This is a genomic window from Bacteroides sp. 214, assembly GCF_010501015.1.
GTDB lineage: Bacteria > Bacteroidota > Bacteroidia > Bacteroidales > Bacteroidaceae > Bacteroides.
In genome coordinates, this window is record NZ_QVML01000011.1 from 1 (window position 1) to 15,584 (window position 15,584).

The 15,584-nt window shown below is 41.1% G+C and carries 13 protein-coding genes; 9 read left to right on the plus strand and 4 right to left on the minus strand.

Annotation, left to right across the window (positions count from 1 at the left end):
- Nucleotides 1–374: 374 nt before the first annotated feature.
- Complete coding sequence (metK, locus tag D0T50_RS08910) at nt 375–1,667, plus strand: methionine adenosyltransferase (protein ID WP_163223180.1); 1,293 nt, start codon at nt 375–377, stop codon at nt 1,665–1,667.
- An 83-nt stretch (nt 1,668–1,750) separates the two neighbouring features.
- On the opposite strand, the gene D0T50_RS08915 is transcribed toward metK, so the two are convergent.
- Nucleotides 1,751–3,400 (minus strand): DUF6377 domain-containing protein, encoded by a 1,650-nt coding sequence (locus D0T50_RS08915; protein ID WP_163223181.1) that lies wholly within the window; start codon nt 3,398–3,400, stop codon nt 1,751–1,753.
- 167 nt (nt 3,401–3,567) lie between these two features.
- The gene (gene rpsO, locus D0T50_RS08920; RefSeq protein WP_163223182.1) at nt 3,568–3,837 is read right to left on the minus strand and encodes a 30S ribosomal protein S15; all 270 of its coding nucleotides are present in this window, start codon (nt 3,835–3,837) and stop codon (nt 3,568–3,570) included.
- Nucleotides 3,838–3,991: 154 nt separating this feature from the next.
- Between rpsO and typA the strand changes: the two genes are divergently transcribed.
- The 8 genes from typA to tyrS all read left to right on the plus strand — a co-directional run bounded on the left by typA (nt 3,992) and on the right by tyrS (nt 10,589).
- A complete protein-coding gene (typA, locus tag D0T50_RS08925) occupies nt 3,992–5,791 on the plus strand; it encodes a translational GTPase TypA (protein WP_163223183.1) in 1,800 nt (599 codons plus the stop codon).
- A gap of 13 nt (nt 5,792–5,804) precedes the next feature.
- Nucleotides 5,805–6,401, plus strand: coding sequence for a TIGR00730 family Rossman fold protein (locus tag D0T50_RS08930; RefSeq protein WP_163223184.1), 597 nt, complete (start codon nt 5,805–5,807; stop codon nt 6,399–6,401).
- Entirely contained in the window at nt 6,398–7,123 is a 726-nt protein-coding gene (locus D0T50_RS08935) for a DUF4271 domain-containing protein (protein ID WP_163223185.1), read from the plus strand. The genes D0T50_RS08930 and D0T50_RS08935 overlap by 4 nt, the downstream gene beginning before the upstream one ends.
- 4 nt (nt 7,124–7,127) lie before the next feature.
- Nucleotides 7,128–7,880: a uroporphyrinogen-III synthase gene (locus D0T50_RS08940; RefSeq protein ID WP_163223186.1), complete on the plus strand. Its 753-nt coding sequence runs from the start codon at nt 7,128–7,130 to the stop codon at nt 7,878–7,880.
- 88 nt (nt 7,881–7,968) lie between these two features.
- Nucleotides 7,969–8,361 (plus strand): ribonuclease P protein component, encoded by a 393-nt coding sequence (gene rnpA, locus D0T50_RS08945; RefSeq protein ID WP_163223187.1) that lies wholly within the window; start codon nt 7,969–7,971, stop codon nt 8,359–8,361.
- Complete coding sequence (yidD, locus tag D0T50_RS08950; protein ID WP_163223188.1) at nt 8,358–8,579, plus strand: membrane protein insertion efficiency factor YidD; 222 nt, start codon at nt 8,358–8,360, stop codon at nt 8,577–8,579. The genes rnpA and yidD overlap by 4 nt, the downstream gene beginning before the upstream one ends.
- A 9-nt stretch (nt 8,580–8,588) precedes the next feature.
- Nucleotides 8,589–9,215: a TatD family hydrolase gene (locus D0T50_RS08955; protein WP_163223189.1), complete on the plus strand. Its 627-nt coding sequence runs from the start codon at nt 8,589–8,591 to the stop codon at nt 9,213–9,215.
- A gap of 75 nt (nt 9,216–9,290) precedes the next feature.
- On the plus strand, nt 9,291–10,589 hold the full coding sequence (gene tyrS, locus D0T50_RS08960) for a tyrosine--tRNA ligase (RefSeq protein ID WP_163223240.1): 1,299 nt from the start codon (nt 9,291–9,293) through the stop codon (nt 10,587–10,589).
- 221 nt (nt 10,590–10,810) lie between these two features.
- Here the strand turns inward: tyrS and D0T50_RS08965 are convergent, their stop codons facing one another.
- Both D0T50_RS08965 and D0T50_RS08970 read right to left on the minus strand, forming a co-directional pair.
- The gene (locus D0T50_RS08965; RefSeq protein WP_163223190.1) at nt 10,811–12,412 is read right to left on the minus strand and encodes a SusD/RagB family nutrient-binding outer membrane lipoprotein; all 1,602 of its coding nucleotides are present in this window, start codon (nt 12,410–12,412) and stop codon (nt 10,811–10,813) included.
- 12 nt (nt 12,413–12,424) lie between these two features.
- Nucleotides 12,425–15,448 carry a SusC/RagA family TonB-linked outer membrane protein gene (locus D0T50_RS08970; RefSeq protein WP_370520903.1) on the minus strand — a complete coding sequence of 1,008 codons (3,024 nt, stop codon included), beginning with the start codon at nt 15,446–15,448 and terminating at the stop codon, nt 12,425–12,427.
- Nucleotides 15,449–15,584: the final 136 nt, after the last annotated feature.

Here is a 15,584-nt window from a genome sequence, read left to right on the forward strand (position 1 = left end):
ACTTAAAAGTTTCACTGTAGCGATGTTGTACGGTTTTATGCATAAATAAGAAAATATTATGCAGCAAAAAGGTGACAACCAAATCCCGTATAAGACACAAAGAGTTAACATTGCAGTGTCTCTTACGTCAAATAAAGGTATCTCAGCAGCAATCCCATACTATATTAAATTAAAAAATGCTATTTAATAGCTTTCTTAGAATAATATTTGCCGGTATTCGAGAAAGAATACATAACTTTGCAGCATCTAATTGTGGAGAGATTTGAGTAGCTTGCAACCACAGAAAAAAATGCTAAAACAACATTCCTTTCTGTACTCCTGTATTCTACTCATATAAGTCCCCACTGCATTTTAACTTAACGATTAAATTCTTTATGAGTTATTTATTCACATCCGAATCGGTGTCTGAAGGACACCCCGACAAAGTGGCCGATCAAATATCGGACGCTGTACTGGACGAATTGTTGGCTTACGACCCCAATTCTAAAGTAGCCTGCGAAACCCTGGTAACTACCGGACAGGTAGTACTGGCTGGAGAAGTGAAATCAGAAGCTTATGTAGACCTGCAAGAGGTAGCTAGGCAAGTTATCAAACGAATTGGCTATACCAAAGGCGAGTATATGTTCGAGGGAAACTCGTGTGGCGTATTCTCGGCCATACATGAGCAAAGCGCGGACATTAACCGCGGTGTGGAACGCAAAGACCCGATGGAACAAGGAGCGGGCGACCAAGGTATGATGTTTGGTTATGCCACCAACGAAACGGAGAATTATATGCCGCTTTCGTTAGACCTCTCACACCGCATCCTCCAAGTACTAGCCGAGATTCGACGCGAAGGAAAAGAGATGACCTATCTACGTCCCGACGCAAAAAGTCAGGTTACCATTGAGTACGATAACAATGGCACACCCGTTCGTATAGATACCATTGTTGTTTCTACACAACACGATGACTTTATACAACCTGCCAATAACACTCCCGAAGCGCAAGAAAAAGCCGACAGCGATATGCTTGCCATCATTCGGAAAGATGTTATTGAAATACTTATGCCACGCGTCATTGCAGGTATCAGCCATCCAGAAGTACTGAAACTCTTTGGAACGGACATCATCTACCACGTAAATCCTACGGGTAAGTTCGTAATTGGTGGTCCGCATGGAGATACCGGACTTACCGGAAGGAAAATCATTGTAGACACTTATGGCGGCAAAGGCGCACACGGCGGCGGTGCTTTCTCGGGCAAAGACCCTAGTAAAGTAGACCGTAGCGCAGCATATGCTACACGCCATATTGCCAAGAACTTAGTAGCTGCAGGAGTAGCCGACGAGATATTGGTACAAGTATCGTACGCCATTGGTGTAGCCACACCTATCAATATCTACGTAAATACCTTCGGCAAAAGCCATGTGGCAATGAATGACGAAGAGATTGCCGGAAAGATTGAAGAACTGTTTGACTTGCGCCCCAAAGCCATTGAAGACAGACTGAAGTTACGTATGCCTATTTACAGCGAAACAGCTGCCTATGGACATATGGGACGTAAACCGGAAACGGTTACCAAACGATTCCACTCCCGTTATCAACCCGACAAAGTAATGGAGGTAGAACTCTTTACGTGGGAAAAGCTGGATTATGTAGATAAAGTAAAAGCTACATTCGGATTGTAATCAGCATAGCTTTACAGCTATTTATAATAAGAGGGCTGCATCGGTAATTACGACTGCAGCCCTCTTCCTTTAAGTGCGAGTTCTTACATGATTTTCATCACATCGTTCTCGAACGAATCACGGTCGATGGCTTTATTACGCATTTTGGTTCGACAGTTATAGATAGTAGAAGCGGAGTGACGTAAAAATTCCGCCATGCATCCACTATCCGAAATACCCAAACGCAGCAAAGCATAGACTCTGAGTTCGGTCGTTAGCCTTTCATCCGGTTTTAAGTGTATCTGCTCTTCCGGATAAAGCAGTTCATTGAATTTCTCCACAAAATGAGGATAAAGATGTAAAAAAGAGCTATCGAATGTTTTGTAGAAATTATCCAGCTCACCCTCAATAAAATTCTTGGATTTCAACTCTTTGTACAGATCTTCGACCTTACGTGTTGCCGCTATCTGATTGAGTTGCCGGCGGTAGTTCTCCATCTTGGTCAGATACTCGGAACAGAGATTAAGAAAGCGGGTTATGTATTCTTCTTTTATCCTGTTAGTATCCGACAGCGTAAGGTTAAGCGCCAATTGCTTGTTGTGCGAACGCTTTAATGATTCATTGAGTACCTGCAGCTCGTTATTCAGTTTCTGCTGCTCCTCGTTCATTTCGTGTAAGCGGGCATTAATTTCATGCTGCCTCCTGCGCGATGCACGTAGCTTTTTCACTTGCGTGTACACGTAAATCAAACTCAAAAACAATAATACAGAAAGCAAAGTGATAAATCCCAGGAAATTCCTTATTTGCTTTTGATGCCGCTCTTCTTTGGCGCTATAAGCAGCATCTATCAACGGAAGGAAACGTGAGATTTCAATTGTGCGCAACTTAGCATTGCAAAAAACAGCATCATCAACACATTGGTGTATATAGCGATAAGCCCTATCAATATCGCCCTCTTCGTAAAGCAAATAAGCTAAATCGTGCAGCGAAATGTATTCTTTAACCGCATTCCGTATATCGGCTATAGCCGAAAGAATAAGATATTTCTTCTCGTACTGCCGATTGTTTTGCTTATTATAAATCTGCGAAAGGAGGTGATAATGAATAGCCGAAGCACGATCATTTTCGGGAATCTGTTCTTCCATAATGGCAATAGCAGAGTTGTAGTCTCCCTTTTCTACCAACCGGTCGGCAAGCAACATTCCATCCTGATGATATACAAGAATCGTGTCGCGCCAATTACTGCGCAATTGATTATAATTAGCCGCAATCTTCTCATTCAAGGCAAACCGCGCCAAATGCTCATAAAGCGTCATGGATAAATAGCTGTATTGTATTTTTCTCGCTTCCTCCATTTTAGCAGGATCCATGCGCTCCAATATTTTGATAGCTTCCGAGTAAAGTCCCGAAAAAGTATAAAGATAACCCTGATGTATATATGCGTTAATGAGTTGGGCGGAGTCACCCATCTGAATAGCTAGGTCAATACTTTTGGTAATATAAGTAAAAGCGGAGTCCAGAATAAAAGGCTGGTATTCATCGAACAGTTGAATATAGAAGTTAAAGCGATCCGCATCGGACAAATCGTCAACTAACATTCCTTTCAAACTATCAATTCGATTTTGTTTGATGTGCAGAAACTCGTGCTGTTGCGTCAATGCCTCATCAAGTTCTTTATAGATATTCTTATCCGAAGCAATAGCAAATGATGCGGAAGCGCAAATAAGAAAAAGGAAAAAGAGAAACTTGTTCATACGTGTTGCCTACTGTTTTATTATATTCAAGGTTAATAGTTCAACGTGTTACTTAAACAAATATACGGTTTTTTTGCAGAAGACGACATGTAGCAGTAAGTTTGAACAAAAAAAAGAGAGATATCTAACGATACTCTCTCTCTTTTTGTCTTTTCAAAAGCAATTGCTTACTTTCTCAAACCAAGCGCTTTAACGATGGCGCGATATCTTGCGATATCTCTGTCTTTCAGGTAATTTAATTGTCTACGACGCTTACCTACCAACATTGTTAGAGCTCTTTCTGTACTATAATCCTTTCTGTTGAGCTTAAGATGCTCAGTCAGGTGAGAAATACGGTATGAAAACAATGCTATCTGCGCTTCTGGTGAGCCAGTATCAGTGTTAGACTTTCCGTACTTTTCAAAGATTTCTTGCTTTTTAGCTACATCTAAATACATAATTCTTAGACTTTAATATAAAATAACTCTTTTGAGCGTGCAAAGATAGTGAATAAAATGAATTCGAAAAGATAAAACTTGAAATTTATTGATTATCAAGAAAAAAAGTTCCATTATTAATCCGTAACTTTGCAAACTATTTAATAGGTATTATATGCAGAATATTAGAAACATTGCAATTATTGCCCATGTAGACCATGGGAAAACCACACTTGTTGACAAAATGTTATTAGCCGGACACCTCTTCCGCGATAGTCAATCAAATGGCGAACTAATTCTTGACAACAACGACCTAGAACGTGAAAGAGGGATTACCATTCTTTCTAAAAATGTATCCATCAATTATAAAGAGACTAAAATCAATATTATTGATACACCGGGACACAGCGATTTTGGTGGCGAAGTGGAACGTGTGTTGAATATGGCCGACGGCTGTTTACTACTTGTTGACGCCTTTGAAGGACCAATGCCACAAACCCGCTTCGTATTACAAAAAGCATTAGAAATCGGGTTGAAACCAATTGTCGTTATTAATAAGGTAGACAAGCCAAATTGCCGTCCGGACGAAGTACACGAAATGGTCTTCGACCTCATGTTCAGCTTAGATGCTACCGAAGAACAATTGGACTTCCCAACCATCTATGGCTCGGCCAAGAACGGTTGGATGAGCACGGACTGGAAACAACCTACAGAAAACATCACACCACTACTTGATTGTATCCTTGATAATATACCCGCACCCGAAATACTGGAAGGAACTCCACAGATGTTAATCACATCGTTGGATTATTCTTCGTACACCGGGCGTATTGCCGTAGGTCGTGTACATCGCGGCACACTAAAAGAAGGCATGAACGTAACACTTGCCAAGCGAGACGGCGTTTTGAAAAAGGTAAAAATCAAGGAAGTGCACCTTTTCGAAGGGCTAGGGCATGTAAAGAGCGCCGAAGCTTCTTCGGGAGATATCTGTGCACTGATTGGCATCGAAGGTTTTGAAATTGGCGATACCATTTGCGATTACGAGAATCCCGAGCCACTACCAACTATAGCGATCGACGAACCGACCATGAGTATGTTATTCGCAATCAACGACTCTCCTTTCTTTGGAAAAGATGGCAAGTATGTTACTTCCCGCCACATCCACGATCGCCTGATGAAGGAGTTGGATAAGAACTTAGCACTCCGTGTAACGAAAAACGAGATTGACGACAAATGGTTAGTGTACGGACGTGGCGTGCTTCACTTGTCGGTACTTATCGAAACGATGCGTCGCGAAGGCTACGAGTTACAAGTTGGGCAACCACAAGTAATCTACAAAACTATTGATGGTGAAAAATGCGAACCCATTGAAGAGCTTACCGTTAATGTTCCGGAAGAATACTCCAGCAAACTTATTGATATGATTACCCGCCGCAAAGGTGAAATGTTAATGATGGAAAGCAACGGAGAACGTGTGAATATGGAATTCAATATCCCCTCACGCGGTATCATTGGTTTGCGTACTAACGTTTTGACAGCCTCAGCGGGTGAAGCTATTATGGCTCATCGCTTCAAAGAATACCAACCATATAAAGGCGAAATCGAACGTCGCACAAATGGTTCTATCATCGCAATGGAGTCAGGAACGGCTTTTGCATATGCTCTTGACAAGTTGCAAGATCGTGGACGTTTCTTTGTTTTCCCACAAGAAGATGTGTATGCCGGACAAGTTGTAGGCGAGAACTCACACGACACGGACTTGGTGGTAAATGTAACTAAGTCAAAGAAATTGACCAATATGCGCGCATCAGGTGCCGATGACAAAGCACGTATCATCCCTCCGGTGCAATTCTCGCTCGAAGAAGCGTTGGAGTACATCAAAGCCGATGAATATGTAGAGGTAACCCCTAAACATATGCGTATGCGTAAAATAATTTTAGACGAGAACGAGCGTAAACGCGCAAACAAGAATTAAGAACAGAAAACGCATGGAACAGAGAAACAACATATCCGCCGTGTGCGTATATTGTGCATCCAGTACAAAAATTGACCAAAACTACTTTGAAGTAGCCGAGAAGCTCGGCTACCTATTGGCAACTCATAACATCCGCTTAATAAACGGAGCTGGTGGTATTGGACTAATGCGTTCTGTTTCGGATGGAGCTTTAGCAGGCGGCGGAGAGGTTACGGGCGTTATTCCTCGCTTTATGATAGAACAAGGTTGGCATCACACTGGGCTAACCACGCTCATTGAGGTAGAAACCATGCACGAACGCAAACAAACGATGGCGAACTTAAGTAATGCCACTATTGCTTTGCCGGGAGGATGCGGAACACTCGAAGAGTTGCTCGAAGTCATTACATGGAAACAGTTGGGACTTTATTTGAACCCCATTATTATATTAAACATCAATGGCTTTTTCGACCCGTTACTCGACATGTTGAATAAAGCTATCAGCGAAAACTTTATGCGCCTCGAGCATGGGGATATTTGGAAAGTAGCAACTACCCCCGAAGAAGCCATTGAATTAATTTATAATACCCCTATCTGGGATAGCTCTATCCGTAAATTCGCAGCTATATGACGTTCTCAGAAGGCATAGTATCAACAGCCAAACTAACATCCATCTCCTACTCTTTGAGAAACGATGATGTTATTGCTGCTATCTTACTTGCATGCCTTCTGTTGTCTGTTTTCATATTAGCCCGCTACAGAAAGCTGTTAGAGCTACTTGGACAAAATTTTATTCTGCATAAAAACAGGTCGAGTCTATTCATATCGGTTACTTCTGCCGATATGCGTTTTATGTTGTTGCTCGTATTACAAACGTGCTTATTATTAGGCATTTGCCTATTAACCTACTTTAAGGATTTAACCCCCGAATTGACACAACACGTTTCTCCGCATTTGTTGCTCACATTATATTGCTGCATTTGCGTTGTGTATTTTATACTTAAATGGATTACATACTTATTCGTAGGGTGGGTTTTCTTAGATAAAACAACAGTTAGACTATGGATAGAGTCCTACTTCACAATCATTTATTTTGTCGGATTCGTGCTTTTCCCATTGACTCTATTTTCTGTTTATTTCAATTTAAGTACCAATTTATTATTTATTTCGGGGATAGTTATACTCATTGTTGTTAAAATATTGATTTTTTATAAAAGCATTAAGTTTTTTTTCGGGCAAGCAAGTTCGCTTGTCGCTTTAATTCTGTATCTTTGTGCCCTCGAAATCATACCCATTTTTATGGTTTTCAAAGGAATAATTTTTGCTAACAATTTGTTGCTTATAAAAATTTAGAAAGTTGAAAATTAGAAAAGTTTTAGTATCACAGCCTCAACCTGAAACAGGCAAGTCTCCTTATTTTGATATTGCCGAGAAACATGGAGTAAAAATCAACTTCCGTCCGTTTATTAAAGTAGAACGGCTTTCGGCTAAGGAGTTTAGGTTGCAAAAAATATCTATCCTGGATTATACCGCGGTAGTGTTTACATCTCGTCATGCTATTGACCACTTCTTCAATCTATGTACAGAGTTACGTGTTACCATTCCAGAAACAATGAAGTATTTCTGTATAACCGAACAAGTTGCTCTTTATATTCAAAAGTACGTTCAATACAGAAAGCGTAAAGTTTTCTTCGGGCAATCGGGAAAAATAGACGACCTGTCTACATCTATTACAAAACACAACTCCGAGAAGTTTTTTGTTCCTGTATCGGATGTACACAACAATGACATCAAAAATTTGTTGGACAAGCTAAAAGTACAATACGTAGAAGGTGTTATGTATCGTACGGTAAGTAATGATTTCACTGCAGACGAAGAGTTTGATTATGATATGCTTATCTTCTTCAGCCCTTCGGGTATCAGTTCGCTCAAAAAGAACTTCCCCGATTTTGAACAGAAAGATATAAAGATTGGTACTTTTGGTTCTACTACAGCGCAAGCTGTGCGTGATGCCGGTTTACGTTTAGACCTCGAGGCTCCAACAGTTCAGGCGCCTTCGATGACTGCTGCTTTGGACCTGTTTATTAAGGAAACAAACAAAGGGAAATAACGCCCAGAAGTCAAGAAACAATAAATATACGGTTAGTAGTTGGCAAAAGTTGATTACTAACCGTTTTTTATTTACTTTCGCTTTAGCTATGAATGAAAGAAATACGCTTTGCAAATCCGAACGCATCAACAGTAAGCTGCTGATTGAAGAACTCTTCTCGGGTAAATCAAAATCTTTTTCGATTTACCCTATTCGCACAGTCTTTATGCCTACCAACCAAAAAGAAGAATGCGCAGCAAGCATATTGGTAAGTGTCCCTAAGAAACGTTTTAAGCATGCAGTAAAGCGCAACCGCGTTAAACGACAAATAAAAGAAGCGTACCGCAAGAACAAGCACGAACTATTAAACTCACTACAGGAAAAGCAAATAGGGCTAGCCATCGCTTTTATTTATTTATCCGACGAAATCATTTCATCCGAAGAGTTGGAAAACAAAATAATAACAACCTTGACACGTATCAACGAAAAGATTAGCGTATGAAACGGCTACTCTCTTATATATTATTAGCCCCAATCTATTTTTACCGGGCATGTATCTCCCCCATCACACCGGCGTCTTGCCGTTTTACCCCAACCTGTTCTCAATATGCTATTGAAGCAATTAAAAAACACGGGCCATTCAAGGGATTTTATTTAGCAGTCAGACGGATACTCCGTTGTCACCCATGGGGAGATTCGGGATACGACCCCGTACCTTAATAATTGGTTATGAAGTTACTGGATATACATACACACAGCCTTCTTAACTCTCAGGAAGCCATTTTCAATTGCTCGCCAAGAGAATTTAGTCCACAACCGAATATGTATTATTCTGTAGGATTACATCCGTGGTACTTACCGAGCTACCTTGAGGAAGATTGGATACTGCTAGCCGAATGTGCAAAACACCCACAGGTACTTGCCATAGGCGAAACCGGGTTAGATAAAATTCGCAGCATTTCACTGAAAGAGCAGCGAATATCCTTCGAACAACAAGCCACCCTTGCTGAGGAAACGAACAAACCCCTTATCATCCATGCAGTAAAGAGCTATAATGAAATAATCTGCTCAAAGAGAGATATTAAACCAACTGTACCATGGATTATTCATGGCTTTCGTGGTAAAAAAGAACTTGCCAAGCAACTAATAGAACATGGCTTTTATCTTTCATTTGGTGAGAAGTATCAACAAGAAGCCATGTTAGCCACTCCTCTTAACAAGCTCTTTCTCGAAACAGACGAAAGCAATATTGACATCCACACGTTATACCAACTCGCTGCTACAATTCACTCCATGCCGGTTAAAGTACTTGCAAAAGAGATTTTTCAAAACATTGACACTGTGTTTTTTAGCTAAGAAGAGTTTGTTTGTTCAAACCTTTAGTCGTACTTTTGCGAAATCAATTTTATGTATAAATAATAGTATCATTTGATGAATTTTGTAGAAGAATTAAGATGGAGAGGCATGATACAGGATATGATGCCGGGAACAGAAGAACAGTTACAAAAGGAAATGACTTCTGCTTACGTAGGAATTGACCCTACGGCAGATTCATTGCACATAGGACATTTGGTCAGTGTAATGATGTTGAAGCATTTTCAACGTGCGGGACACCGTCCTATCGCTTTGATTGGTGGAGCCACCGGTATGATCGGAGACCCCTCGATGAAGTCGGCAGAACGCAACCTACTGGACGAAGCCACTCTCCGTCACAATCAGGAAAGTATCAAAAAGCAATTGGCGAAGTTTTTGGATTTCGACTCAGATGCGCCCAATGCAGCCAAGTTGGTCAACAACTATGACTGGATGAAGGATTATACGTTCCTGAATTTTATTCGTGATATCGGTAAGCACCTCACAGTGAATTACATGATGGCAAAAGATTCGGTAAAGAAACGTCTGAATTCCGAATCAAGTGTAGGACTCTCTTTTACAGAGTTCTCTTATCAGCTTTTGCAAGGATACGATTATCTATATTTATATCAACACGAAGGTTGCCGCCTACAAATGGGAGGTTCCGACCAGTGGGGAAACATCACCACAGGGACAGAGTTAATCCGTCGTAAGCTCGGTTCGGAAACCGAAGCATTTGCACTTGTATGCCCACTCATAACCAAAGCCGATGGTGGTAAATTTGGCAAGACAGAAAGCGGGAACATCTGGTTGGATCGTCGTTATACTTCTCCTTATAAATTTTATCAATTCTGGTTGAATGTAAGCGACGCAGACGCAGCTAAATACATCCGCATATTTACGGCTCTTGACCAGGAAGAAATAGCATCAATCGAAGCCGAACAAGCCGAAGCACCACACCTGCGGGCAATTCAAAAACGTCTGGCAAAAGAGATTACCATCATGGTACACTCCGAAGAAGACTATAATGCCGCAGTAGAAGCATCAAACATTCTGTTTGGAAACGCAACCGCCGATACCTTAAAAAAGCTGGACGAGGAAACACTCCTTGCTGTTTTCGAAGGCGTACCCCAGTTTGAAGTGAATAAAGAAGTGCTGGCAGCAGGTGTAAAAGCTGTCGATTTGTTTGTTGACAATTCTGCCATATTCCCATCCAAAGGAGAAATGCGCAAGCTGGTACAAAGCGGAGGAGTTTCGTTAAACAAAGAAAAGTTGGAAACATTCGACCAAGTTATCAACACCGATAGCTTACTCAACGGCAAATACCTGCTGGTACAAAGAGGCAAGAAGAATTATTATTTAGTGATAGCCCGATAAGGCTGAACGAAATACAATCAATTAGTTTTTGGGCTTCACTTTTATGCAAAGTGAAGCCCAATTTATATAAAAACAAAGTTCATTCCGGGATAAAACGAGGTTCACCTTCCTCTTTCAAAAAACTCACTGAGTTTTACTTCTCTTTTGACTGAGTTTTTTTATTTTCTGACTGAGTTTTGATGTAAAACCGACTGAGTTTTTGAACGTCAATCACTACCATGTTAGAACACATTCCGTCCTACATCCCACCAAAGTCTCGTACCCCCGGTATCTACTCCGCCAAGCAGTTCAAGTAGCTTGTTATATTGCGATGATGCCATATTGGTTGGATAAGGTAATCGGCGAATCATCTCTTCTGTATTAATGGTTCCACCACTATTATTCACTGCGACTCTAAAGAGTTGCGGATATCCGGTGCGACGTTGCTCAGCCCAAGCTTCCGCACCTTCGGGGTAGCAGGCTAACCATTTTTGGGTGATGATACGTTCCAATTTCCGTTCATTAGTATCGGTTTCTTCCCATTTAGGTGTGATGGAAGAGCGGGTAGCTACATCAAATTGCGCATTGAACGCGTCGAAATAATCAACAGGGGTCCTCTCGCTCTTTAAATACGTATCAGTTTCGGAAGATACGCTCCATTGCAAGAAAGAAGCTCGAACGCCCTGCTCGTAACATTCCGCTACATTCTCGGCAGTCAAACCGCGAAGTGCCGCTTCGGCACGAAGAAACCACGCTTCGGCAGGAGTCATTAATATCGCATTTGTTGTTTGCGATATAGCACTCTTGGAATGCGAATTATAGATATTGCTTGCAACACCCGTTCCCTGACGGATACCTTTATAGATTCCTTTGACATTAACGATGTATTGTCCATCTCCATCTCCTTCGGCAGGATCGAAATAGGCTAGTAGCCTCGGGTCATTGAAGCCTACTAGAAACGACTCCATATTGGCATTCATAAAGACTTCGCCCCAACTCTTATTAATCTCACCCAGTGGATTGATGTATCCGCTTCCGATAGTTGACACGGCAATAAGATGTTCGTTGGTATTCAAAAAGCCAATTTTACTTGCAAAACACTTGTTCACTTGCGTCTGAGCCATTGCCTTATCTACATTCGAGACACGTATAGCCAACCGAAGGCGCAATGTATTGGCAAAGCGAAGCCATTCGTCGTACGTACGTGTCTTTGTGATTATATCAAATTTGGCAAAAGATTCAACGCCCGGATTCTCGTTCATCCATGCCTGAATCAATATAATACCCTCTTCCAAATCGGAAAAAAAGTTTTGATAGGCTACTTGCAAAGATTCAGGACTGTTGTCTTCAGTACCGAATGCCGAATAAATCAGCGGACCGTACTGGTCGGCAATGCGATGCATAGTTGCCACCTTTAGTATCTTGGTTATACCAAGAAAAGAGGGATATTCATCGGACAACGTTAGTTCTTCCGATTTATAGATGGCGGGCATAATATATCCGTACGTATTTTCCCAATTACTGGAGTTCCAACCATCGTGCAAGTTATAAACAGAATTGGTAGTATTGGCATGGGTATAATTATGAAAATAGCCTGCAAACATATCTACATTCAAATTCTGCATAATCTGGAATTGCCAATTCAAGCCTGTTCCCCAGTTATAGTTAAAGTAAATCCCTTTTTGAATAATACTGGGCTGAATACCATATTTATTATAATCGTATTCTTGTTCTTCTTCAGGGAAACCTGTTTTGTCGGTATTGTATTTTTCAAAAGACCCGGTACAAGCCGTCAAGAAAACAATAATTCCGATAACCGATAAAGTATTATATATTTTTCTCATGGTGCAATATTATTAGAAAGATACTTTAATGTTGAAACCAAAACTCCGGTAAGAAGGCGAACCAAACACATCTACTCCTTGCAAAGCATTGCCCGCAGACATGGTATTGTCCGGGTCGTAGGGTGCTTTCTTATAAAAGAAGAATAGATTACGACCTATCAGCGAGAAGTCAACCGTATTGAATATACCCGTTTTGTCCACAATGCTTTTGGGTACCGAGTAACCGATAGAAAGTTCTCTCAACCGCACATTTGTAGCACTGTACATATAATATTCGGTAATGCAGGTATTGCGGGAGCTTACCAGTTTATAGAAACCCTCTACGTCAGTAAACTTCTGTCCATCTACCACTACATAGCTTTTATCGCGTGCACTACCGGTTGCTTTGCTCACTCCGGTGTAATCCAACTCTGCCTGTGTAGCCGAAAACACCTCTCCACCTATACGAGCATCGATAAGAAAATAAAGATAAAAACCTTTGTACATTAGATTATTATCCCAACCAAGCATATACTTAGGAGTACAGTTACCCACCTTCTCTGTATTTTTTTGCCCAGCCGACAAGGGTAATCCACTTTCATCCAGCATTATCTTCCCGTTTTCATCACGTTGAAAAGCATTACCATAAATATCGCCAAACGAGCCACCCGGCTCCAAGCGCATGGCGTAGTTCATTGAAATACCTTCATCTCCGTAAATATAACTTTGCAGTTCGGGATGTAATGAAACAATTTCATTCTTATTCCATGAATAGTTCAAACCGGTTATCCAACGGAAGCCTGAATAAATAACTGGCGTCGCTTCCAGCATCAACTCAATGCCACTATTGCGAATTTCACCGGCATTCATCATAGAATATTTATAAGCAGCTCCGGCAGCGTTGGGCAATGTAAGCAGCTGATTCTTTGTTTTACTTCGATAAAAAGTAAGGTCTATGCCCAGTCGCTGATTAAAAAATTTCCAGTCAGTACCTATTTCGTACGAAGTATTTCGTTCTGGTTTCAGTTCCTCGAATGGTGCTTTATCATTAGCTTGTATACCTCCACCCGAAACAATCTTATCTTGCAGCTTGCTGATGAACAAAGGCAGGTCATTACCCACTTGCCCCCAAGAAGCACGCAACTTTCCATGTGATATCCATTTAGGCAAGCGCATAGAGTTACCAACTACCCACGACACCCCAATAGAAGGATACATAAAACTATTGTTTTTGGTATATGCCAATGTAGATGACCAGTCATTACGCAACGTAGCATCTACATATAGAAAATCTTTCCACCCCACTTGTACGGTACCAAAAAGAGATTGCAATTCTCTGCACTCATCAATACTTTCTTCTATATCGGCATTTGTATTCATCACGATATTCGCAACATTAAACTGATTAGGGTAATACAATGAGGCATTTTTGGAATCTAAACGCAACATATTCACCTTTGTATTATTGATACTTGCACCGATTGCACTATTGAAAGACCAGTTTCCCCATGTGTTTTCATACATTGCCATAATATCGCCATAAAGCAGAAACTCGGTTTGCTTCATATCAATGTATCGTCCATTGGCATAACCGTTACTTTCTCCTTCGGGGAAATAGAGCCCGGCAATCTCGGAGGCAGTAGAGGCATATATTCTTTGCGTATATTTATCATTAATATAATCTGCCGTACCGCGCAGTTGCAACTTTAACTTATTGGTTATTTTAATATTTGCCGTTAGGTTTGCTATGCCACGAAAACGGGTATCTTCACTTAACGCCCTGTTTGTAAGCCAATAAGGATTCTGTTCAAAACTGGTAATGTCTTTGTACCAGCTCTGCACCTTCATATTTCTTCCTGCGTCATACACTTCAAACCCTTCCTTGTATGGTTTAATATCTTCGCCACGTGCAAAAGTATATAGTCCTACCAACGGATTCATATAATAGCCACCGGTAGTAGGACGGTTCTTCACGCTCTGATGCATCAGATTTACGTTGGCATCCACTTTAAGGTAGTTCTTGAAGAAGTTGGTTGTTTCTCGAAACATCAGGTTATGTTTCTTCAGGTTGTTTTTATCTACAACTCCCCTACCATAAGTATTTGCGTAAGAGAAATAGGTTTGTGCCTCCTTAGTACCCTTGGAAATACTTAGCGAATTAATGCTCGTCACTCCTTTGCGAAAGAAATCTTTCTCATTATTATATTGCTGTAACTTACCCGCGCTTCCCCAACTCATTCTATTATCATCCATTCCGTAGTGGTTCTGAAACTCCGGCAAAGATGTTGAATAATCAACCATAGTGGTAGATGAGAATGTGGTCAGCTGACGGTTTTGTTCTCCCTTCTTAGTTGTAATCACAATAACACCATTTGCTGCCTGCGTTCCATAAAGAGCTGCCGCCGAAGCACCTTTCAAAAGGCTAAGGCTCTCAATATCGTCGGGGTTAAGATTGGAAATACCATCGGTTCCATCTCGGTTAGCAGCATTAGATATCCCACCGATAACGGTCGATACACCTTCGTTGATACTAGTCAAGATAGGCACCCCGTCTATCACAAACAGAGGTTGATTACTACTATTAATTGAACGGGTACCACGTATGTTAATCTTGGCAGAGCCACCAAGTCCGGAAAAGCTACGATTAATACGCACCCCAGCCGACTTCCCGGCCAGCGCGGTTATAAAGTTAGGATCTTTTACGCGTGTAAACTCTTCATTTTGTATCAGTTGCGTAGAGTATGCAATAGAAGCCTCTTTTTTGGTAATACCCATCGCCGTAACGATAGCAGTCTCCATAAGTGCTTCGACTTCCATACGGATAGGAATTTGCGTACGCCCATTTACCGGTATTAGCTGTGTTCTATACCCGGTTGCGGTTATGAGCAGTTCGCTATCCGCATTAAGATCAATGACAAAGTCGCCATTAGCATTGGTAAACACACGATTGTTGGCGCCTCTCTCAACTATAGATACCCCACCAATCGGCTCTCCCTTCATATCTGTCACATTTCCTCCAACTGCTGTTTGAGCATATGCAATCGCAGGAGCCAGCATAGCTATAAGCCATACTAATGCCAAAATAGTTTTCTTCATAAATACTCTGTGTTGCATTTGAAACTAAAAGTTTACATAAAATACATTTTTGCCAAAATATTATTTTATATTTGCAATGTGTTAAGTTAATAAATTG

Excerpts from the sequence above, each read along its gene's own strand:
- D0T50_RS08970 (WP_370520903.1), bottom strand. The coding sequence starts at position 15,448 with ATGCTGGCTCCTGCGATTGCATATGCTCAAACAGCAGTTGGAGGAAAT.
- yidD (WP_163223188.1), top strand. The coding sequence starts at position 8,358 with ATGAAACGGCTACTCTCTTATATATTATTAGCCCCAATCTATTTTTAC.
- D0T50_RS08915 (WP_163223181.1), bottom strand. The coding sequence starts at position 3,400 with ATGAACAAGTTTCTCTTTTTCCTTTTTCTTATTTGCGCTTCCGCATCA.
- tyrS (WP_163223240.1), top strand. The coding sequence starts at position 9,291 with ATGAATTTTGTAGAAGAATTAAGATGGAGAGGCATGATACAGGATATG.
- rnpA (WP_163223187.1), top strand. The coding sequence starts at position 7,969 with ATGAATGAAAGAAATACGCTTTGCAAATCCGAACGCATCAACAGTAAG.
- D0T50_RS08965 (WP_163223190.1), bottom strand. The coding sequence starts at position 12,412 with ATGAGAAAAATATATAATACTTTATCGGTTATCGGAATTATTGTTTTC.
- D0T50_RS08935 (WP_163223185.1), top strand. The coding sequence starts at position 6,398 with ATGACGTTCTCAGAAGGCATAGTATCAACAGCCAAACTAACATCCATC.
- D0T50_RS08955 (WP_163223189.1), top strand. The coding sequence starts at position 8,589 with ATGAAGTTACTGGATATACATACACACAGCCTTCTTAACTCTCAGGAA.
- typA (WP_163223183.1), top strand. The coding sequence starts at position 3,992 with ATGCAGAATATTAGAAACATTGCAATTATTGCCCATGTAGACCATGGG.
- metK (WP_163223180.1), top strand. The coding sequence starts at position 375 with ATGAGTTATTTATTCACATCCGAATCGGTGTCTGAAGGACACCCCGAC.
- rpsO (WP_163223182.1), bottom strand. The coding sequence starts at position 3,837 with ATGTATTTAGATGTAGCTAAAAAGCAAGAAATCTTTGAAAAGTACGGA.
- D0T50_RS08930 (WP_163223184.1), top strand. The coding sequence starts at position 5,805 with ATGGAACAGAGAAACAACATATCCGCCGTGTGCGTATATTGTGCATCC.